We start from the raw sequence: 20,169 nt of genomic DNA on the forward strand, positions 1-20,169 counted from the left end.
TTTAGTAAAAGCCGGGCTTTATGCCCGGCTTTTTCTTTTCTGTATCTCCCTCGTTTGGCGTAAAGGCGGAGCGTATAATTACATTCTGACTTTTGCTGGAGTTGCAATCATGGCCCTGCTGTTCAAAGACACGACTTATGTTTCCGAAACCACGCAGTTCCTGCGTGAATTCCTCGACAAGAATCCCGAAGTGGCCAAGGGTCAGGCTGAAGGGCGGGCATTGCTGTGGGATAAGCAGATTGACCACGGATTGCAAAAGGAAACCGACGCTGGACGTGTAAAGCAAAAGCCCTATGTTTATCAGCCCGAGTAAGTTCCGAGAACCTGGTCACGATCTTACTGCGTAGCTGTGATCGGGGCTTATGTGCTGCTCGAAAGCCCCCGCAAGGGGGACGCCGAACTGCTAGGGTGCTTCGCACCAAGAAGTTCGCAGCCTCATGTACCCGAGTACATTCCGGTTTCTGTGCTGCTCTGCACCCTGCTGACAGCTGCTCGCGACAGATCTTGAACAGGTTCTGAGATAGTACAAAAGAAAAGCGACCATTTGGTCGCTTTTCTTTTAATTGGCGTTACCCCAGTTTGGCCAAGCCGCCCATATAAGGCTGCAATACCTCTGGCACCGTCACCGAGCCATCTGCATTCTGATAGTTCTCTAGTACTGCCACCAAGGTACGGCCTACGGCCAGCCCGGATCCATTCAAGGTATGTACAAGCTCGTTCTTGCCGGCATCGTTCTTCACCCGGGTTTGCATGCGGCGGGCCTGGAAGGCTTCGCAGTTCGACACCGAACTGATCTCGCGGTAAGTATTTTGCGCAGGCAACCAGACTTCCAGGTCATAGGTCTTGACCGCCGTAAAGCCCATGTCTCCTGTACATAGCGTGACCACGCGGTAGGGCAGGACCAGTTTTTGCAAGACGTTCTCAGCGTGTTGGCGCATCTCTTCCAACGCGGCAAAGCTGTGATCGGCAGCCACAATTTGCACCATTTCCACCTTGTCGAATTGATGCTGGCGAATCATGCCGCGAGTATCGCGACCGTAACTGCCGGCTTCCGAGCGGAAACAGGGTGAGTGAGCTGTCAGCTTGACTGGCAGTTCATCGGCTTTGAGCAGGCTGTCTCGAACCGTATTGGTCAGTGAAATCTCTGAAGTTGAGATCAGATATTGGGTCTGGCCATCTTCGCCGCCGCGCTCCACCCGGAACATGTCCTCACCGAATTTGGGCAGCTGGCCTGTGCCATACAGCACCTCCGGGTTGACGATATAGGGGGTGTAGCACTCGGTGTAGCCATGCTCGTTGGTCTGGGTGTCGAGCATGAATTGGGCGAGGGCACGATGCAGTTTGGCGATCTGCCCCTTCAGCACAGTAAAGCGTGCGCCAGAAAGCTTGGCGCCGGTCTCGAAGTCGAGCCCTAATGGAGTGCCGATATCGACATGGTCTTTGATTTCGAAATCAAAAGCACGCGGGGTACCCCAGCGATGGCGTTCCACATTGCCGCTTTCATCCTTGCCGACCGGGACCGACTCGTGGGGCAGGTTGGGGATGTTAAGCAGCAATTCGTTGAGCTTGTCCTGCAAGGCAGCAAGATTCGCTTCGCAAGCTTTCAGTTCATCACCCAGGTGGGCAACGCTGGCCATGATGGGGGCAACATCTTCACCCTTGGCTTTGGCCTGACCGATAGCCTTGGATTTGGCGTTTCGTTCCGCTTGCAGGTCTTGTGTACGGGTTTGCAAGGCTTTGCGCTCGTTCTCGAGTGCGGCAAAAGTGGCAGTGTCCAGATTGAAACCGCGTGTGGCCAAGCGGGCAGCGACACCGTCGAGGTCATTGCGGAGTTGTTGAATATCTAACATGGCGAACCTGTTCTTTTTGAATGGGTATTCGGTAAATAGTGAGCTGGGCCGATTTTAACCGGCGGATGTGATGGCGGACAGCGCGAGCCGAAAAGGTGTCTGGCTAGGCGCTGTCCTTGCGAGATCGTGCCGATTCATCAAGCTGGCGCAGAAAGGCCATCTTTTCGCTGATCTTGGTTTCCAATCCACGGGGGACGGGTTCATACCAGCGCGGCTCTGCCATCCCTTCAGGCAGATAGCTTTCACCTGCGGCATAGGCATGGGGTTCATCATGTGCGTAGCGGTATTCGTGACCGTAACCGAGTTCTTTCATCAGCTTGGTGGGGGCATTGCGCAGATGAACGGGGACTTCGCGTGATTTGTCCTGTTTTACAAAAGCCCGTGCCTGGTTATAGGCCGTGTAGCCGGCATTGCTCTTTGCCGCAATGGCGAGATAAATGACGGCTTGACCAAGCGCCAACTCCCCTTCGGGAGAGCCAAGCCGCTCATAAGTGGTTGCCGCATCGTTTGCAATTTGCATGGCTCGGGGGTCGGCCAGGCCGATGTCTTCCCAAGCCATGCGCACGATGCGCCGTGCCAGATACCGGGCATCCGCTCCTCCATCCAGCATCCGGCACAGCCAATACAAAGCCGCATCGGGGTTCGAGCCACGTACCGATTTATGTAACGCCGAAATCTGGTCGTAGAAATTGTCGCCCCCTTTATCGAAACGACGGGCATTCAGGCTCAACGCGTTTTGTACGAATTCGGCATTGATTCTTTGGAGACTGGCCGCTTGGGCTGCCGTATTGGTCTGCTCGAGCAGATTGAGAAAACGCCTCGCATCGCCATCGGCGTAACCGACCAGTGTATCGACGGCTACTTCATCAAACTCAAGGTGCGCCAGGATGGTTTTTTGCGCACGAACCAAAAGCTGCTTCAGTTCCGCATCGCTCAACGACTTCAATACATAGACTTGCGCACGTGAAAGAAGGGCAGAGTTGACCTCGAAAGATGGGTTTTCGGTTGTGGCGCCAATAAAGGTGACAAGGCCCGATTCTGTATAAGGCAGCAGTGCATCTTGCTGGGACTTATTGAACCGATGGATTTCGTCGACGAACAGGATGGTCCTGCGGCCGAGTGCCAGATACTGTTCTGCTTGCTCCATTGCAGCACGGATGTCTTTGACGCCGGAGAATACGGCGGACAGTGCAATGAACTCACAGCCGAAGGCATTGGCGGTCAAACGAGCGAGCGTGGTTTTGCCTACGCCTGGCGGGCCCCACAGAATCATCGAGTGGGGTTTGCCCGACTGAAACGCCAGTTGCAATGGCTTACCTATGCCCAGCAGATGACTCTGTCCGATCACTTCGTCGAGACTGCTGGGGCGTAGAGCTTCGGCAAGTGGTGGAGTGGGTGCTAGTTTGAACAAGTCTGACATGGTAACCAGATAACAAGACAACGCGTCGGCCAAGGGTCAGTTAGAACCTGCTTACGGTCTATCACGAGTAGCCGTCAGCAGGATGAAGCGCAGCGTAATAGGTCTTTTCTTAGTCTGCTGAGACCACGTCAGCACCCTTCGGTAGCGTAAAGTTGAAGCGTTCTATATCCAGTTTGGGATTGCGGACAACTTTGCTGAAACGGATCTGCGTCGTTTGACCAAAACTATCGGCCAGCTCCATGGCAATCGGCTGCGCATCTTTGAAGCCGATACGGACCCGCTCAAAACCTGTGTCGCGGTTTTTGGGTGTTGCTTCTACCCATTCCAGGCCCTCACGCTTACCGGCATCGGCCAGCTTATAGGTCTTGTCCAGGTTGTTGCTCCCTGCCAGCAAGGCAGCTGGACTGTCGCCTAATGCACGGTCAAGCTGCTTATTGGTGACTTGGTTCAGGTCCGGGTCGTAAATCCAGAGCTGTTTGCCATCACCCACCACACGCTGTTCGTAAGGCTTGGTATAGAGCCAATCAAACCTGCCAGGGCGAAGGATCGCCATGGTACCGCTGGCCTCCTGCCGTTTACCGGCCTTTTGGGTAACGGTTTGTTGGAAGTCCGCAGTGAAGCTTTTGGTCTGTTCAAGAAACTGGTTAAGTTGTTCAAGACCACCCGCAAAACAGGACCAACTAAGTGCAAATAAGAAGAAATAACGCATGGCGACAACAGATTGATAGGTAGAAGGGGGAGTCTAGCATGTAGCGCCTGTATGCCCGGTTAATGCATACGAATCGGTATGTGGTTGGCTGCGCAGCGGTGATCAGGGTTCATGTGCTGCTCGAAAGCCCCCGCAAGGGGACGCCGAACTGCTAGGGTGCTTCGCATCAAGAAGTTCGCAGCCTCATGTACAAAAGTACATTCCGGTTTCTGCGCTGCGCTTTATCCCGCTGACAGCTGCTCGCGACAGATCGCAAACAGATTCTTAGGCTATGTTGTCTCTAAATTGGTTTCGCACTGTGTGCACGGGCCGCGAACAGATGGCAAAAATAACAAAACCCCGCACGGGGCGGGGTTTTGTATGCGGCGAGTTGCGGCTTACTGCTCGACAGTTGCGTAGATTTGTACTTCCACGCGACGGTCTGGTGCATAGCAGGCAACCAGTTTCTTGCGGTTCTTGGCAACCTTCTTGCAATCAGCCGGCTGGGTGATTGGGCTTTCGGAACCCATACCCTTCGAGGTGATCATCTCGCCAGGTACACCTTTGTTGACCAGTTGCTGGCGAGCAGCCGCAGCACGCTCTTCAGACAACTTCTTGTTGGCAGCGGCTTTACCGATGCGGTCGGTATGGCCTTCAACTTCGATCTTGGTCTTGGCTGGGTCGTATTTGCGTTCCAGCAACACGTTGGCGACAGCGTTCAGCGCGTCAACACCTTCCTTCTTCAGCGTGCTCTTGCCGAAGTCGAACAGTGCAGCGGCGTTCAGTGTCAGGGTTTCCAGCTTCTTAGGCGTAGACAGCTTCACAGGTGGTTGGACCGGTGGGTCGACAGCTACGGGTGTAGGCAGCGGAGCAGCCTTCTTCGGCACCAAGTCAGGATCACACTCCTCGGTAGCCTTGTCCTTGGTGAAGGAACTGGTGTGCCAGCACAAACCAAAGCCACTGCGAACAGCCGGCGAACGGGTATCTGTGGCGTAGCCATCATTTGCTGCAGATGCGGTGATGGCCGAGAAGCCCAGAACAGCCAGTACTGCTGACTGAACCAAGGTGCGTTTCATCTTGTGATGCATAGTTACTCTCCATTGGGTAGAGATCAGGAATCTGGTTTCTAACAAAGTTGTTGCTATTGCCACATCGGGCCCGAGTTTACTTGACGCTTTCAAGACGCCGCAATTAGGAGAATATGATAATTGCGTCTGAATTGGAGCCATGGGTTGCCGCGTGGTAAAATTTTTGCTTAATTCGCCTGCCTAGACGGTAAAAAATGACCGATTTACAACAATTTGCCAAAGAGACGATTCCGGTAAGCCTGGAAGAGGAAATGCGTCGCTCCTATCTCGACTATGCGATGAGCGTAATCGTGGGGCGCGCGTTACCGGATGTCCGTGATGGTTTGAAGCCGGTACACCGCCGGGTGTTGTTCGCCATGCAAGAGGCCAATAACGTCTGGAACAGGCCGTATGTGAAATGCGCCCGTATTGTCGGTGATGTGATGGGTAAATACCACCCACACGGCGATAGCGCAATCTACGACACGCTTGTCCGGATGGCGCAGGACTTCTCGCTGCGTTACACCCTGGTCGACGGGCAGGGTAATTTTGGCTCCATTGATGGTGACAACGCAGCTGCCATGCGTTACACCGAGTGCCGGATGGAGAAGATATCTGTTGAGTTGATGGCAGATATCGACAAAGAAACCGTTGACTTTGTTCCCAACTACGATGGCAAGGAATTGGAGCCATCGGTCCTGCCGACAAGGCTTCCCAACCTGTTGGTCAACGGTTCGACCGGTATTGCCGTCGGCATGGCGACCAATATTCCGCCGCATAACCTGGGCGAAGTCATCAATGGTGCGCTGGCTTTGTTGGCCAACAGCGAATTGAGCATTGACGAGCTGATCGAGTTGATTCCCGCGCCCGACTTTCCTACCGCAGGCATTATTTACGGGATTGCTGGTGTTCGTGAGGGCTATCGAACCGGGCGTGGCCGTGTGGTGATGCGGGCTCGCACCCATATCGAAGAAGTAAGCCGGGAAAAACAGGCCATCATTGTTGATGAATTGCCGTATCAGGTGAACAAGAAGAACCTGATAGAAAAGATCGCCGACTTGGTCCGTAACAAGCAGATTGAAGGCATTGCCGACCTGCGCGACGAATCCGACAAGTCGGGTATGCGCATCTATATCGAACTCAAGCGTAACGAATTGCCAGAGGTGGTGCTGAATCACCTTTACAAGCAGACTGAGTTGCAATCGAGTTTCGGTATGAACATGGTGGCGCTGGTCGATGGTCAGCCTCGCCTGCTCAACCTCAAGCAGATTTTGGAAGCCTTCCTGCGTCACCGCCGTGAAGTGGTGACCCGCCGGACGGTATTCGAGCTGAAAAAGGCACGAGACCGCGCGCATACCTTGGAAGGTCTGGCGGTCGCGCTATCCAACGTCGATGAAGTTATTGCGCTAATCAAGGCCGCTGCGACGCCGCCTGAAGCCAAGCTTACATTGATGTCGCGCGAATGGCGTTCGACTTTGGTGGAAGAGTTGCTGGCTCGTGTCGCCAGCCAAGAGGCTCGGCCGGAGTGGCTTTCGGAAGAGTTTGGCTTGAAAGCCAATGGCTATCGGCTGTCGGAAGCACAGGCCCAAGCCATCCTGGACATGCGTCTGCAACGCCTTACTGGCTTGGAGCAAGACAAGCTTGAGGCCGAATACCGTGAGATCATGGATAAGATTGTCGATCTGCTCGACATCCTGGCGCGGGCTGAGCGTATTACCGAAATCATCGTCAATGAGTTGAACGAGTTGAAGGTGCAATTCGGCGATGGTCGCAAGTCTGAAATCGTGCCGTTCGGTGAAGATATCAGCCTGGAAGACTTGATTACACCACAGGAAATGGTGGTGACCCTCTCGCACACCGGCTACATGAAAGCTCAGCCGCTTGATGAATACCGGGCGCAGAAGCGTGGTGGTCGTGGCAAGCAGGCGACGGCGACTAAGGATGATGATTTCATCGACAACCTGTTCGTCGCCAATACACATGACTATGTGCTGTGCTTCTCGTCACTGGGCCGGGTGTATTGGATGAAGGTTTACGATGTGCCGCAGGGTGGCCGTGCCTCCCGCGGACGTCCAATCGTTAACCTGTTGCCCTTGCAGGAAGGGGAGCGGATTAACGCCATCCTCCCGGTGAAGGCATTCACGGACGACCACTTCGTCTTCATGGCCACCCAGCGGGGTACGGTGAAGAAGACGCCGTTGTCAGCATTCTCCAACCCACGCAAGCTGGGCATTATTGCCGTCGCACTTGATGAAGGTGACCAGCTGGTTGGTGTAGCGGTCACTTCGGGTAATCATCAGATCATGCTGTTCTCCTCTGGCGGTAAGGCTGTGCGCTTTGACGAGAACGATGTTCGCCCGATGGGCCGCGATACCCGTGGTGTACGCGGTATGACACTGGCTGAAGGCCACGATGTGATTTCTCTATTGGTGGCTGATTCGGAAGAGTGGCAAGTATTGACCGCCAGCGATGGCGGCTATGGCAAACGTACCCAGATTTCTGAGTTCCGCCATACCAGCCGTGGCACTCAGGGGGTAATTGCCATGGATCTGACCGAAAAGACGGGCTTCAAGCTGGTAGCTGCGAGCCTTGTCACAGAAAGCGACGGGCTGATGCTGATTACGACCGGTGGCGTGCTGATCCGTACTACGGTGAAGGAAGTACGCGAAACAGGACGTAGTGCCCAAGGTGTACGCCTGATCAACCTGGATACCGGTGAGACCTTGTCCGGCATTGTGAAGGTGGCCGATACAGACGAAGAAGAAACCGAAGAGATGGACGGCGTGGAGGAGTTGGGCGATGCAGCTGGCGAGGAAGGTACCGCCGAAGTTGCCTGATTTTGTTCCAACCTGTTTGGAATCTGACAACGTTTAGCCCATATGGAGGTGGCGCTGTTCAGGACCTACGTATTGCAACGCGTGTTTAGGTTTTGTACAGCGCAGTATCTCTACTACCTTACTAAGTAAGGTGGTGTTGGTTGCGGATTCTGATTCTGGATAGGTTCCTAGGGCAGCCTGAGAGGGTTGCCCGGAGAAACGCTGAGATGCAGAATTTACCCCTGCCGGTTCTCAACCCGGCATTGTTTGACGATGTTGCGCGCTGGTTTTGCCAGATCCCGCATTCGGCCACGATTGGTCTTGAATTTGTGAATGGCGAGCGAAGCCGCGCTACCTTGCGCTTACCCTATAACACCGCACTGGTCGGCAACCCACGTACCGGGGTGCTGAATGGTGGGGTGATGACTTCACTGATCGACACCACGAGCGCCTTGGCGGTTTTCTCTATGCTGGAAAATCGCGAGGCGATCGCCACGCTTGATCTGCGCATCGATTATCTGCGCGGCGCTACGCCAGGTGAGACCGTGTATTGCACAGCTGAATGCTATCGGCTTGGGCGTCAGATCGCGTTTACACGCGCCACGGCATACCAGGAAGGTAATGATCAGCCGATTGCTTATGGCGTAGGTACCTTTATGCGCGAATCCAGCCAGGCTCAGCTTGGTTCGAAGCCAGGAGCGTAAAATGGTACAACTGGAATCCCTGCAGGCTGCCAAGGAATCGGGCAATTACGACGATGTGATTGAACAGATTCCCTACGCCAAATTATTGGGTGTGGTGATGCGTGAAGACGGCGAAGGGCAGCCTATTTTCGAGTTGCCTTTCAGCGATCACAATATCGGAAATGTCCATCTGCCCGCTTTGCATGGCGGGGCGATTGGCGGTTTCCTCGAAAATGCAGCGTTGTTGCATCTGGTATGGGCGCGCGAATCCAATGAGGTGCCGCGGACCATCGACTTTGCGCTCGACTTCCTACGCTCGGGTAAGCCGCAAAGCCTGTATGCACGTTGTGATATCACCAAACAAGGTAAGCGCGTCGCCAATGTAAGGATGACCGCGTGGCAGGAAGATGAACGTAAGCCGATTGCTGTGGCGCGCGCACATTTCCTGCTTTCCTGAAGGTATGCCAGCGGTGAAGCTGGATTGCCGTTCCAACCAAACTTCACCGTGTTTGTCTTGTCAGAACACTGTCTCACAACACTTTTTGGAGTGCTCATGTCACCTGTCTTCAATTTCAGCGCTGGCCCGGCTGTTTTGCCCAAGGAAGTGCTGCTTGAAGTGCAGCAGGAGCTGACGGACTGGCACGGTAGCGGCATGTCGGTGATGGAAATGAGTCACCGAGGCCGCGAATTCATGCAGATAGCTGCGGAGGCTGAGGAAGATCTGCGTGCTGTCATGGGTGTGCCCAGCAACCATCGCATCCTGTTCCTGCAAGGTGGGGCAACAACGCAGTTCGCCATGGTGCCGATGAATCTGCTGCGAGGCCGCAAGCATATTGATTTCATCGAGACAGGCCATTGGTCCAAGCTGGCGATGAAAGAAGCGCGCAAATTTGGCGAAGTGCAAGTGGCGGCCAGTGCAGAAGATCGCGGTTATACCTATGTGCCGGCAGAGGCCGAATGGCGGCTAGACCCTAATGCGGCATATGTGCACTACACATCCAACGAAACATTGGGTGGTGTGGAGTTTCCCTATGTGCCGACTACTGGCGATACGCCGCTGGTGTGCGATATGTCATCGAACTTCCTGTCGCGCCCGGTGGATGTCAGCAAGTTTGGTGTGATCTATGGCGGTGCGCAGAAGAATATCGGTCCAGCTGGCTTGACGATTGTTATCGTGCGCGAAGATCTGCTGGGCCAAACGCTGCCCGGTACACCCACCATGTTCGACTACAAGACCCAGGCGGAAGGGGATTCGATGTACAACACCCCGCCCACTTTTGCGATCTATGTCGCGGGTTTGGTGTTCAAGTGGATACAGCGCCAGGGTGGATTGAAGGCGATTGAGCAACGCAATATCGAAAAAGCGGCGCTGCTGTACGAGACCATTGATACGTCGGACGGCTTCTACCATTGCCCAGTGGAAAAGACTTTCCGTTCACGTATGAATGTGCCTTTCAAATTGACCGACCCTGGCTTGGATGAAGAGTTTATCAAGCAGGCCGGTGCACGGAATCTGCTGCAAATCAAAGGTCACCGGGTAACGGGCGGGATGAGGGCCAGTATTTACAACGCTATGCCGCTGGAAGGGGTGAAGGCGTTGACGGGGTTCATGCAGGAATTTGCCCGTAGCCGTGGTTGAGGTATCGCGAGCTAAGGCGAGACAAGGTGAAAACAACCGAGGAAGCGGAGTTTACTAATGATAAATGAGCATTCTGAGGATGTTTTTAACGCCATATTGCCGACGCACAGCAAACTTTAATAATCCGGTTTTAAGAACCTGTTTACGATCTGTAGCGAGCAGCTGTCAGCAGGGCGCAGAGCAGCACATAAGCCCTGATCACAGCTGCGCAGTAAGATCGTGAGCTAGGTTCATAGAAAGACGCCACACAGAATGTGTGGCGTCTTTCTTTGGCAAACAGTACCACCGAAGTACATTGGAACTGTAACTATGCATGTACAGCCTGTTGGCACACAGTAGACACCTAGCCTGGAGTCTTCTACATGTCCCCCATTACCCGTGTTCTGCTTTGTGCCGGCCTTATCGTTTCGCTCTCAATGGGCATCCGCCATGGCTTTGGGTTTTTCCTGCAGCCGATGACGGGCGAATTCGGGTGGACGCGTGAAGTATTTGCATTTGCGCTGGGCTTCCAGAATCTGATCTGGGGTTTGGCACAGCCCTTTACCGGTGCACTGGCTGACCGCTGGGGTGCAACAAAAGTACTGGTGGTCGGGGCGGTTTTCTACGCAATCGGTTTGGCGTTGATGACGGTGTCCAGCACAGGCTTGATGTTCTCAGGCTCCGCGGGGCTACTACTGGGTATCGCGCTTTCGGGCACCACTTACAGCATTGTGTTTGGCGTAATCGGCCGTACTGTCCCCGAGAGCCAGCGCTCGCAAGCGTTGGGTATTGCTTCGGCCGCCGGCAGTTTTGGTCAGTTCCTCATGGTGCCGGTTGAACAGCAGCTGATTTCAGGCGTCGGGTGGATCAATGCATTGCTTATTCTGGCCGCAATGTCGTTGCTTATCATCCCGGCATCGGTTGGTTTGAAAGAAGCACCGGCCATACCGCATGCACCGGGCAGCCAGAGTGTTTGGGCGGCCGCGGCGGAGGCATTCCGTTACCCGAGTTTCCAGATGTTGATGGCCGGCTACTTTGTGTGCGGTTTTCAGGTGGTCTTCATCGGCGTCCATCTTCCTGCATACTTGAAAGACTTCGGCCTCCCTCCCAGTGTGGCGGCAGGGGCCTTGGCGTTGATCGGCCTCTTCAATGTTTTTGGCACCTATACGGCAGGGCAACTCGGTGCACGGGTTACCAAGAAGTATCTGCTTTCCTCGATTTATCTGGTCCGGGCGATTGCAATAGCCTTGTTCGTGGCGGCGCCACTGACGCAGTGGAGCGTATGGATATTCGCGGCTGTAATGGGGTTTGTCTGGCTATCCACTGTGCCGCTGACCAATGGTGTGATTGCAACGATTTTTGGCGTCAAGCACCTGGGCATGCTGTCCGGCTTTGTTTTCTTTTCTCATCAGATAGGCAGCTTTCTTGGTGTGTGGCTTGGTGGCTGGCTGTATGACCATACCGGGTCGTACAACGTGGTCTGGTATATCTCGATCGTTCTGGGTGTGCTGGCCGCGATTATCAACTGGCCAATACGCGAACAGGCGATAGAGCGCGGCCCTATGTTGTCCCTGGCAAAATGAAGCGTCGTGCGATCACTGCCGTATTGGTGGTGGCAGTACTTGCCATGGTTTTTCTTGCGTATCTAAGGCCGGAAGCTCAGGTTGTATTGGCCAATTTGTGGGCGCTTTGCAGCTAGTATTGATGGGTAGGTTGGTGGGGGTCGTAAGGCTTTGGCATGGTTGACAGTGTCATTTGCTTGGGCAAAACCCTTCTAAAAGAGGGTATACATGCCATGCTATTCTCGTTATCTCTCGCGCCGAAATTCATAGCAGGCGCATAGCAAAAGCGGGGCAGTATGTCTGACGAAACTCTCAAATCCCATCGCGATGCCATCGATGTGCTGGATGTCGAAATTCTCAAACTTCTCAATGACCGTGCAGACCATGCGCGTTCGATAGGCGAGCTGAAAGGCGGAGGGCTGGTCTACCGGCCTGAGCGTGAAGCCCAGGTGCTGGCGCGCATCAAACAGCTTAATGCAGGGCCGCTGACGGATGAGTCGGTCGCGAAGCTTTTTCGCGAAATCATGTCGGCCTGCCTTAGCATTGAACGCCCCCTGACGATCACCTATCTGGGGCCGGAAGGTACGTTCAGCCAGTCTGCCGCCATCAAGCATTTTGGCCATGCTGCGGTAACGCACCCATGTGCATCGATCGACGAAGCATTCCGCGTCGTGGAAGCGCGTTCGGCGGATTATGTGGTTGCGCCGGTGGAGAATTCCACAGAAGGGGCTGTCGGCCGTACGCTGGACCTGATGGTGAATACCCCGCTCAAGGTCTGTGGCGAGGTGGAGCTGCGCATCCATCACCACCTGTTGCGGCGTGAAGAAGGGATGACAGGTATCCGCCGTGTGTATTCACACGCTCAGAGTCTGGCCCAGTGCCATGAGTGGTTGAATGACAACCTGCCGGTAGAGGTCGAGCGCGTATCGGTTTCGTCCAACGCAGAAGCAGCCCGACTGGCCAGCCTGGATGCCAGTTGTGCAGCGATTGCGGGCGATGCGGCGGCCGAACGCTTCGGTTTGATCAAGCTGTCGGAAAATATCGAAGACGAGCCCAACAATACAACGCGTTTCCTGGTGTTGGGTTACCACGAGACCACACCAAGCGGTCGCGACAAGACCAGCCTTGTCATGTCTGCCCAGAATCAGCCAGGGGCAGTGCACCAGCTGCTTTCGCCGTTGGCGGAGAATGGTGTGTCGATGACCAAGTTCGAGTCACGTCCTTCCCGTACCGGGTTGTGGGAATACGTGTTCTTTGTGGATATTGAAGGCCATGCTGCGGAAGAAAATGTCTTGAACACCTTGCGGGCATTGCGTGAGCGGGCGGCGTTTGTGAAGGTGTTAGGGGCCTATCCAGTGGCAGTACTTTAAGTAACCTGGCGATCCTACTGCGCAACCGTGATCAGGGCTTATGTGCTGCTCGAAAGCCTCATGTACAAAAGTACATTCCGGTTTCTGTGCTGCTCTGCGCCCTGCTGACGGTTGCTCGTGACAGATCGCGGGGTCTAACGAACGGGGTTACGATCTATTACGAATCAGCGATACAGCGTTGAAAACGCCCTCGGCATGCTCATTTACTCTATGTAAACTCCGCTTCCTCGGGCGTTTTCTTAGCTCGCGAGCCTTTGAGCAGGTCCTTGAGCCCCGGCTATCTTACTGCGCAACTTAATTTTGTATATGCAGCCTTTTGGGCCGCTTTTGCTTTGTCTTGCGTGGATGTGCAGCAGATTTTGAACAGCTTTTAGCGGAGATGGATTCAAGCACTGGTAACCTATGCCGGTGTTTGTTGAGTAAATAACGGATTGGAACATGAAGTCGATTTGTGTTTTTTGTGGCTCTGCGTTCGGGCAACGTGTGGTTTATCAGGAAGCAGCGGCTGAATTGGGGCGTACCCTGGCCGGGCAGCAATTAAGTCTGGTTTGGGGCGGTGGCAGGGTAGGGCTGATGGGGGTGATTGCCGATGCTGTATTGGCGGCCCGTGGACAGACTGTCGGCGTGATTCCTGGCTTCATGGTTGAAAAGGAACTGGCTCATCCCGAATCTACCGAGCTGATCGAAGTCGACAGCATGCATACCCGCAAAGCCGTCATGGCAGAGCGTGCCGATGGCTTTATTGCACTGCCCGGTGGCTTTGGCACGCTGGATGAATTGTTTGAAATCCTGACCTGGGCTCAATTGCACATCCATGCCAAACCCATCGGCCTTTTGAATATCGCGGGTTATTTCGACCCTTTACTGGCCTGGATAAAACATGCGGAACAGGAAGGCTTTGTGCGCAGCAACCATATGAATATGTTCCATGTCGCAGATACGCCAGAGGCTTTGCTGGAAGCCATGCGTGCTCATCGAGCACCCGAAGGCGATTGGTCGACCAAAGTGTCGCTGGTGCGTGGCTAGTCGGTGGTTGAACAGGCTGACGATGTACTGGCAGAGCGCCTTTGCGCATCGGTTTACGCTAGCCCATGGTTGATGCAAGCCTTGCACGCAACAAGAGCGCTGAACCTGCCTGATTGGTGCATCGGCGCCGGTGTTATACGAAGGTTGGTGTGGGACCTGGCACATGGCCGTGAAGCATTGCCCCACACAGGTTCTGATATCGACTTGTGTTACTACGATACGGGTGACATAAGCCGAGAGCGTGACGTTGCACTGCAAGCCGAGCTGCAAAAGCAGTTGCCAATGTTAACGTGGGAAGTGGTCAATCAAGCTGGTGTCCATACTTGGTTTCGTGACAACGACCCAGCAATTTCACCCTTTACCAGCCTGACTCAGGCAATCGCCAGCTGGCCGGAGACAGCCACTGCGGTGGCGGTGCGGCTGGATGCAGACAACCAGCTTCATGTTATTGCCCCATATGGGTTGACCGATTTGTTTGGTTTATGGATACGGCCAAACCCAGGCTGCAACTTGGCAACCTTCCACAAGCGGGTAGTGGAAAAACAGTATGCGGCGCACTGGCCGCTGGTCAAAGTAGAAATGGCTTGAGGGGGTATTTCCCTCAAGCCATTATTAGTACCTGATTACGATCTTACTGCGCTGCAATCTTGGAACCTGTTTACGATCTGTCGCGAGCGACCGTCAGCAGAGTGAAGCGCAGTACAGAAACCGGAATGTACTTTTGTACATGAGGCTTTCGAGCAGCACATGAGCTCTGATCACGGTCGCGCAGTAAGATCGTTGACAAGGTTTTCATTGAAGCTTGAACTGCTCCATCGACTGTTGCAGTGCTTCCGCCACGTTGGCGAGCTCCTGCGCGGCTTGTGAGACGCTGCTGACGGTGGCGCGGTTTTCTTCGGACATCTGGGCAATCGCCTCGACACGCTTCGCCAGATCGGTACTGGAATGGCTCTGTTCGCGTGTAGAGGAGGCGATGCCGCCAATGGCCTGCACGACTTCTCCTGCGCTGGCCTCCACCCCGCTGATGGTGTTGGATGCACGCTCGGACGCCGCCACCACATTCCCGACCACGTTGCGACTTGTTTGCATGCTTTCAACTGCAGCCTTCGCGCCGGTTTGAATCGTGCCGATCATCTTGGTGATTTCGGAAGCCGAGCTGGTGGTGCGTTCCGCCAGTTTCCGCACTTCATCGGCCACCACAGCAAAGCCACGGCCTTGTTCACCCGCACGGGCGGCTTCGATGGCGGCATTTAGCGCCAGCAGATTGGTCTGGTCGGCCACATCCTTGATTACAGTAGCGATGGAACCGATCTGTACAGCCTGATTCGAGAGCGATTCCAGGTCGTTGGCCGACTGCGCCACGCTGTCGTTAACCTGCTTGACCAACAGGCTTGCACCCTGCACATCTTCATTACCTGCCTTGGCTTGTTTACCTGCACCGCATGCATGGTCGTTGGCGGTGGCTGCGTTTTGCGAGATATGGTCGATGCTGACGGTGAGTTCCTCAATGGCTGCTGCTGCACCAGACGTAGCTTCCACCTGCTGTTCGATACTGGCAACAACCTGTACGGTTGCGGCGGTCAATTCCTCGGCGGAGCTCGCGACAGTCTGGGCCGACTGCACGATGCCGGTCATCGTGGTTCTCAGCTGGGTTTGCATGCCTGACAGCGATTTCATCATGCCGGCGATTTCGTCTTTGCCATTGACTTCGATATGGCCAGAGAAGTCACCACTGCCAATCTTGCTTAAAGCGGTGGAACCCTTACGTAAGGCGGCCACAATGCCATTTTGCACAACTAGGCCCAATGACATGAGCACGATGGCCGCAAGGACGATGCTAATGATGATGAATTGCCGTGCGCTCTCGTAGGTGGCGGATGCATTGGCAATGGACTTCTCGGCAAGTCCCTGATTGATATTGACCAGCTCAGATAGGGCATCATCAGCTACCTGGAACTTTGGTCGGCACTCAGCTGCCATCATTTTGGAAGCCTCAAACTTCTTTACATGATCGCCGGTATCGGACTTGCTGAGTTCAATCACTTTCTTACAGGATTCTTCCATCGCTGCCCAGGCAGCATCAAAGCGACGCAGCGCATCAGTCTCAGGAGGGGTCAGAGTGGTTTTACGGTAGAGGTCTACCAGTCGGTTCATTTCCGCAGCTTGCTTCTGTCGCAAACCTGCTATCTCATCGTATTTCGCTTGTTCGAATTCAGAAAGATGGCGGTAATCACTGCGGCTGACATAAATAGCGTATTGGTTCGCTATGGCAAGCCATTGAATTGGCTGGAGCGCATTTTTATACATGTCAACAGTCAAATCGTTCATCTGCGATGTACGCTGACTGCCGACAATACCAACGATCAGCATCATCGCCATGCCAAGTAGAATGATTCCGAAGATCTTGGCCTTGATGCTGAACTGCTCAAGTACAGATTGCATAGCTGCGCTCCATCTAGCTTTGATATTGGGCAGAATGTTTAGGACTGTCGTTAGACAATCTAGACAATTCTTGGGGAAATTGCCCAATACTCATGCAACGGCAATGCAGTGAATCGTTTTTAGTTGCTCGGATCATTGAGGATTAAGGGCTTACAGCGGGTTTTGCGCAGCTTCGGATTTGGTTGCGTCCCTATTCGGCACGTTACACGATCTGGTGATCTTGACAGGCAGGCGGCATGCTAAGCTGCGCGCCTTTTCCCAGCCCGAATCTTCAACCCTATGTTGCATTCGCCCCTGTTAGATTTGAATACACGCAAGGCATTGCTGTTTGCGCTGGTGGCCGAACGGCTTGCGGTTTATTACGAGCACAATGTGTGGATGACAGCGTCGCAGAGCGAAAGTCTGGCCGGCCAGTGGCTGAAGCAGGCGAAGCTTGTGTTGCCGGTGAATGAACTACGTTGCTTTTCTACGTTATCAGGCCAGTTGGCGCGCCAAATGACCAGCAGCTTGTCCCGTGAGGCTGGGTTGTATGCGGTACACGAAATGACGGAAGCGCGAGATCCGAGATATCAGTCTGCATTTGCCCTTGATATGCAGGCTGAATGTGAGAGACTGCTGCGTGAGCATCTGCTAGTGTGAATTAGCTTAGCTTTGAGACTAAGCGCCAAGCGCCGGGAATCTGTTCTATTACCGTGTATTTTTCGCTGCAATCCTTCGATCTTTTCCTAAGAATTTCATCTTTATCGTGTTTAAAAATGATCGCTGAACGCAAATACAGATGATAAGGTGGTTATCAAGTTACTGATTAGTTGGGCAGAAAGTTGGCATTTGCCCTAAAATAAGGCTATGACGATGTTGTTGTCCAATCTTTGAAATTCCTCTGCATAAATGGAAAAAACGATGATGTATCGAGTGATCAGCTCCTGTGTATTGGTTGCCTTGCTACAAGGGGTGGCCCAGGCCGATTTGGTGGATGACGTCAAGTCGCGTGGCCAGTTAGTGGTTGGTACCAATGCCGATGCTCCACCTTTCGGTTTTCAGAATAAAGACAAAACCATTTCCGGTTATGACGTGGATATGGCGGCATTGGTCGCCAAAAAGCTGGGCGTGAAGTTTGTGGTACAGAATCTTGACCCTGCGGACCGGATCAATCTACTACGCACGAAAAAGGTAGACATGATTGCGTCGACCTTTACCAAGACCGTGGAGCGTGAGCGGCAGGTTGATTTTTCCGTTGGCTATTTCGTTTCCGGCCAGAAAGTGCTTGCTCGTAAGGGACGGTTTACCGATCTGGGTTCCTTGGGCAGCGGCACCATTGGTGTAGCGCGTGGTACAACGTCGGAATCGCAGTTCAAGCATCTTTTCCCGAAGGCGATGTTGGTATCGATGGATGACACCCATACTGCGCTTACCTTCCTGCAAAATGGCAAGGTCGATGGCGTGACTGCCGACGAGCCTGCCTTGGCCGGTCTGCAAGCTAAGATGCCTAACCGTGATCAATACGAAATTTCTGTGTTCTCACTGTCCACTGAAGCTTTCGGCATGGCTGTCCGCAAGGGTGAGACACGCTTTCTGAAATTGATTAATGAGGCTTTGGTCGAGTCCGAGCAAAACGGTGAGGCCGCCCGTATTTTCAATCGTTGGTTCGGACCTGAAACCCAAACCCCGCTGATCCGTATTTTCAGGATCACTGGAAGTTAAGTACTGGGTTATCTTTTATAGCCAGTGTTTATAAGAAAGCACCGACCAATAGTCGGTGCTTTTTTCTTGGCTGTACGGTATAGGTATAGCAATTGCTGAATTTTGATACGTGCCTGGGATAGTGTCTGGTACTGGGGCGCACAGTATTTTTGGCTTTTTTACCTTGTTGTGATCAGCGGTTTGCTACTTTTGCGCGCAACACAGCAGTGCTAAAGTCAGATTAGTTTCATCTTCCCCAAACGCCAGACAGGGATGCAATGACTAATACCAGACAATCGAGAGCCCGTTCATTGGGTGAGCCCGATACCGACGCAGCACTTCACCGCTTGATGACGGAAGCGCCATTAAGTGGAGAGCAGCACAGTAAGCGGCAAGCCAAGCGTGGCGACACACGACGTAAGATAGAAGACCACTTCCTCGACAAAGAGAGCCTTGATCTTTGGTGAGGGGTAGGCTTCACAGGGTGGCCGGCATGAGTGGTTTATCCCTTGGTGGTACGTGTCCGTGAGATGCTTCAGTACTTGCGCGTGAACTTGGCAGTCGACGACCGCGTCCTGTGGTCGGTGGGTGTTCGTGATCCTCAACCATTCCTCTTGTGCGGCCTTTATGCCAGAAACGTAGCAATTTGCCTGTTGATGGCAGGGGAGGGTGCGTATTGTCCGCTTTAATTATTGTTGCAATCCCATGGGCCTTGCTTGAGTTACTGGAAGAGAGAATGGCATGAGGTGGACCGATGGACGCAAGTCGCTTACGAAGTTGGTGGGCGGTTTGTTTTGCCTATTTTTGAGCATCGATCACCTGCGCGCTGAGCCGGTCAAATGGCTGGGAGACATCGATGCGAGCGCCCGTTTCGCTGCAGGAAGTTCGCGCGAAGTGGCCTGGGAGCTGGATACTGAGTTGGAACGGCGTGCCGGTACGCAGCGTACTACCTTGCAGGTGGAGGTGAGGCATGAAAATGAGAGTACTGCGGGTACCCCTTTGAGGCGGGTGAAGGACCGTTATCTGATATCGCCCAAATTTGAATGGTGGGATGCGCCTGAGCGGCACTTTGTGTTTCTTGACCCAGAATATAAGGCAGACCAGCTGAGTTCCACACAGAGCCGTGCCTCGTGGACAGCGGGTGTGGGCGTCGGTGGGATGAAGGTTGGGGCTGGTGAGTTGCGTTTTGAAACGGGGTTGGGCATGCGCCAGTCCAATTATCGTGACGGTACGCGAAAGCGTGCGCCATTATGGGTGGTACGGAATCGATTGGACTATCCGTTGACGGATGCACTCGATGCCTTTCAGACCCTTCAATTGGAGCGAAGTGGGCGTGAGGAGCGGATTGAGGCCGAGGTGGGCCTTAAGCAAGCCCTGAGTGAACACCTGTCGCTACGTGCCCGGCTAACGCTGACTTATAGCCGGCCGATAGATGCGACGGAACGCCATCTGGATACGGAGAGTCGGTTGTCGTTGGGTTACACCTTCTGAGAGCCTGATTGAAGCTTGCTGTGCGTCAGCGATATTGCGTTGGCGCTATTGGTAGATGATTTTCAATCCCGACCCTACTTGGCTTGCATCCAGATAGGTAATCGAGCCCGGAGCGCTGACTACTTGGCCGCGGGCTTCGTTGAGCGACGAGAATTCCCGTGGGGGCTGACCTTCCCCTGTAAACAGTAACTTTGCCCAGGCTGCGCGCATCTGGTTACCGGACCTCCCCAGCACCTGTTGGTAGAACTGTTCGCGATTGGCTTCAACATATTCGATTGGAGTCAGCATTACACCGTTCACGATGCGCGTACGGCCGGAAAAGACTTCCGCCAGTTGCGCACGTGAAAGACGCGAAATCGGGGAGTCCGCCGCGATGACGACAACTGTCTCCGCCTGCACACCCAGACAGCAGAGAATGAAAAGGCAGAGTGGGAACCATCGGCTCATGAATGTCCC

General features: G+C 53.9%; 19 protein-coding genes. 13 read left to right on the plus strand and 6 right to left on the minus strand.

Annotated features, from left to right (window positions below):
- The first annotated feature begins 109 nt into the window (after positions 1–109).
- Positions 110–313 carry a DUF3460 family protein gene (locus ACUHMQ_RS13795; RefSeq protein ID WP_445296040.1) on the plus strand — a complete coding sequence of 68 codons (204 nt, stop codon included), beginning with the start codon at positions 110–112 and terminating at the stop codon, positions 311–313.
- A gap of 256 nt (positions 314–569) precedes the next feature.
- Here ACUHMQ_RS13795 and serS read toward each other — a convergent pair whose 3' ends face one another.
- The 4 genes from serS to ACUHMQ_RS13815 all read right to left on the minus strand — a co-directional run bounded on the left by serS (position 570) and on the right by ACUHMQ_RS13815 (position 5,046).
- Positions 570–1,850: a serine--tRNA ligase gene (serS, locus tag ACUHMQ_RS13800; RefSeq protein WP_445296041.1), complete on the minus strand. Its 1,281-nt coding sequence runs from the start codon at positions 1,848–1,850 to the stop codon at positions 570–572.
- Positions 1,851–1,953: 103 nt separating this feature from the next.
- Entirely contained in the window at positions 1,954–3,270 is a 1,317-nt protein-coding gene (locus ACUHMQ_RS13805) for a replication-associated recombination protein A (protein WP_445296042.1), read from the minus strand.
- A 109-nt stretch (positions 3,271–3,379) separates the two neighbouring features.
- Positions 3,380–3,979 (minus strand): outer membrane lipoprotein periplasmic chaperone LolA, encoded by a 600-nt coding sequence (gene lolA, locus ACUHMQ_RS13810; RefSeq protein WP_445296043.1) that lies wholly within the window; start codon positions 3,977–3,979, stop codon positions 3,380–3,382.
- A 377-nt stretch (positions 3,980–4,356) separates the two neighbouring features.
- Complete coding sequence (locus tag ACUHMQ_RS13815) at positions 4,357–5,046, minus strand: OmpA family protein (RefSeq protein WP_445296044.1); 690 nt, start codon at positions 5,044–5,046, stop codon at positions 4,357–4,359.
- Positions 5,047–5,240: 194 nt separating this feature from the next.
- Here ACUHMQ_RS13815 and gyrA point away from each other — a divergent pair, with 194 nt between their 5' ends.
- The 8 genes from gyrA to ACUHMQ_RS13855 all read left to right on the plus strand — a co-directional run bounded on the left by gyrA (position 5,241) and on the right by ACUHMQ_RS13855 (position 14,688).
- A complete protein-coding gene (gene gyrA, locus ACUHMQ_RS13820) occupies positions 5,241–7,862 on the plus strand; it encodes a DNA gyrase subunit A (RefSeq protein WP_445296045.1) in 2,622 nt (873 codons plus the stop codon).
- 206 nt (positions 7,863–8,068) lie between these two features.
- Complete coding sequence (locus ACUHMQ_RS13825) at positions 8,069–8,545, plus strand: PaaI family thioesterase (RefSeq protein ID WP_445296046.1); 477 nt, start codon at positions 8,069–8,071, stop codon at positions 8,543–8,545.
- A 1-nt stretch (position 8,546) separates the two neighbouring features.
- Entirely contained in the window at positions 8,547–8,981 is a 435-nt protein-coding gene (locus ACUHMQ_RS13830; RefSeq protein ID WP_445296047.1) for a PaaI family thioesterase, read from the plus strand.
- 90 nt (positions 8,982–9,071) lie between these two features.
- Complete coding sequence (serC, locus tag ACUHMQ_RS13835) at positions 9,072–10,163, plus strand: 3-phosphoserine/phosphohydroxythreonine transaminase (RefSeq protein WP_445296048.1); 1,092 nt, start codon at positions 9,072–9,074, stop codon at positions 10,161–10,163.
- Between the two features lie 362 nt (positions 10,164–10,525).
- Positions 10,526–11,725: an MFS transporter gene (locus tag ACUHMQ_RS13840; protein WP_445296049.1), complete on the plus strand. Its 1,200-nt coding sequence runs from the start codon at positions 10,526–10,528 to the stop codon at positions 11,723–11,725.
- Positions 11,726–12,000: 275 nt separating this feature from the next.
- The gene (pheA, locus tag ACUHMQ_RS13845) at positions 12,001–13,074 is read left to right on the plus strand and encodes a prephenate dehydratase (protein WP_445296050.1); all 1,074 of its coding nucleotides are present in this window, start codon (positions 12,001–12,003) and stop codon (positions 13,072–13,074) included.
- 438 nt (positions 13,075–13,512) lie between these two features.
- Positions 13,513–14,100 (plus strand): LOG family protein, encoded by a 588-nt coding sequence (locus tag ACUHMQ_RS13850; RefSeq protein WP_445296051.1) that lies wholly within the window; start codon positions 13,513–13,515, stop codon positions 14,098–14,100.
- A 3-nt stretch (positions 14,101–14,103) separates the two neighbouring features.
- Positions 14,104–14,688 carry a nucleotidyltransferase family protein gene (locus tag ACUHMQ_RS13855; RefSeq protein ID WP_445296052.1) on the plus strand — a complete coding sequence of 195 codons (585 nt, stop codon included), beginning with the start codon at positions 14,104–14,106 and terminating at the stop codon, positions 14,686–14,688.
- A 204-nt stretch (positions 14,689–14,892) separates the two neighbouring features.
- Here ACUHMQ_RS13855 and ACUHMQ_RS13860 read toward each other — a convergent pair whose 3' ends face one another.
- On the minus strand, positions 14,893–16,542 hold the full coding sequence (locus tag ACUHMQ_RS13860; protein ID WP_445296053.1) for a methyl-accepting chemotaxis protein: 1,650 nt from the start codon (positions 16,540–16,542) through the stop codon (positions 14,893–14,895).
- 279 nt (positions 16,543–16,821) lie between these two features.
- Here ACUHMQ_RS13860 and ACUHMQ_RS13865 point away from each other — a divergent pair, with 279 nt between their 5' ends.
- From ACUHMQ_RS13865 to ACUHMQ_RS13880, 4 genes are all read left to right on the plus strand, one after another.
- Positions 16,822–17,181, plus strand: coding sequence for a hypothetical protein (locus ACUHMQ_RS13865; protein WP_445296054.1), 360 nt, complete (start codon positions 16,822–16,824; stop codon positions 17,179–17,181).
- 261 nt (positions 17,182–17,442) lie between these two features.
- Positions 17,443–18,243, plus strand: a complete 801-nt coding sequence (locus ACUHMQ_RS13870) for a transporter substrate-binding domain-containing protein (protein WP_445296055.1) — start codon at positions 17,443–17,445, stop codon at positions 18,241–18,243.
- A gap of 257 nt (positions 18,244–18,500) precedes the next feature.
- The gene (locus tag ACUHMQ_RS13875; protein ID WP_445296056.1) at positions 18,501–18,689 is read left to right on the plus strand and encodes a hypothetical protein; all 189 of its coding nucleotides are present in this window, start codon (positions 18,501–18,503) and stop codon (positions 18,687–18,689) included.
- Positions 18,690–18,963: 274 nt separating this feature from the next.
- On the plus strand, positions 18,964–19,713 hold the full coding sequence (locus ACUHMQ_RS13880) for a DUF481 domain-containing protein (RefSeq protein WP_445296057.1): 750 nt from the start codon (positions 18,964–18,966) through the stop codon (positions 19,711–19,713).
- A 45-nt stretch (positions 19,714–19,758) separates the two neighbouring features.
- Here ACUHMQ_RS13880 and ACUHMQ_RS13885 read toward each other — a convergent pair whose 3' ends face one another.
- Positions 19,759–20,160, minus strand: coding sequence for a hypothetical protein (locus tag ACUHMQ_RS13885; protein WP_445296058.1), 402 nt, complete (start codon positions 20,158–20,160; stop codon positions 19,759–19,761).
- Positions 20,161–20,169 lie beyond the last annotated feature (9 nt).

Source organism: Chitinimonas violaceus (genome assembly GCF_052601015.1).

Excerpts from the sequence above, each read along its gene's own strand:
- ACUHMQ_RS13795 (WP_445296040.1), top strand. The coding sequence starts at position 110 with ATGGCCCTGCTGTTCAAAGACACGACTTATGTTTCCGAAACCACGCAG.
- serS (WP_445296041.1), bottom strand. The coding sequence starts at position 1,850 with ATGTTAGATATTCAACAACTCCGCAATGACCTCGACGGTGTCGCTGCC.
- ACUHMQ_RS13805 (WP_445296042.1), bottom strand. The coding sequence starts at position 3,270 with ATGTCAGACTTGTTCAAACTAGCACCCACTCCACCACTTGCCGAAGCT.
- lolA (WP_445296043.1), bottom strand. The coding sequence starts at position 3,979 with ATGCGTTATTTCTTCTTATTTGCACTTAGTTGGTCCTGTTTTGCGGGT.
- ACUHMQ_RS13815 (WP_445296044.1), bottom strand. The coding sequence starts at position 5,046 with ATGCATCACAAGATGAAACGCACCTTGGTTCAGTCAGCAGTACTGGCT.
- gyrA (WP_445296045.1), top strand. The coding sequence starts at position 5,241 with ATGACCGATTTACAACAATTTGCCAAAGAGACGATTCCGGTAAGCCTG.
- ACUHMQ_RS13825 (WP_445296046.1), top strand. The coding sequence starts at position 8,069 with ATGCAGAATTTACCCCTGCCGGTTCTCAACCCGGCATTGTTTGACGAT.
- ACUHMQ_RS13830 (WP_445296047.1), top strand. The coding sequence starts at position 8,547 with ATGGTACAACTGGAATCCCTGCAGGCTGCCAAGGAATCGGGCAATTAC.
- ACUHMQ_RS13840 (WP_445296049.1), top strand. The coding sequence starts at position 10,526 with ATGTCCCCCATTACCCGTGTTCTGCTTTGTGCCGGCCTTATCGTTTCG.
- pheA (WP_445296050.1), top strand. The coding sequence starts at position 12,001 with ATGTCTGACGAAACTCTCAAATCCCATCGCGATGCCATCGATGTGCTG.
- ACUHMQ_RS13850 (WP_445296051.1), top strand. The coding sequence starts at position 13,513 with ATGAAGTCGATTTGTGTTTTTTGTGGCTCTGCGTTCGGGCAACGTGTG.
- ACUHMQ_RS13860 (WP_445296053.1), bottom strand. The coding sequence starts at position 16,542 with ATGCAATCTGTACTTGAGCAGTTCAGCATCAAGGCCAAGATCTTCGGA.
- ACUHMQ_RS13865 (WP_445296054.1), top strand. The coding sequence starts at position 16,822 with ATGTTGCATTCGCCCCTGTTAGATTTGAATACACGCAAGGCATTGCTG.
- ACUHMQ_RS13870 (WP_445296055.1), top strand. The coding sequence starts at position 17,443 with ATGATGTATCGAGTGATCAGCTCCTGTGTATTGGTTGCCTTGCTACAA.
- ACUHMQ_RS13875 (WP_445296056.1), top strand. The coding sequence starts at position 18,501 with ATGACTAATACCAGACAATCGAGAGCCCGTTCATTGGGTGAGCCCGAT.
- ACUHMQ_RS13880 (WP_445296057.1), top strand. The coding sequence starts at position 18,964 with ATGAGGTGGACCGATGGACGCAAGTCGCTTACGAAGTTGGTGGGCGGT.
- ACUHMQ_RS13885 (WP_445296058.1), bottom strand. The coding sequence starts at position 20,160 with ATGAGCCGATGGTTCCCACTCTGCCTTTTCATTCTCTGCTGTCTGGGT.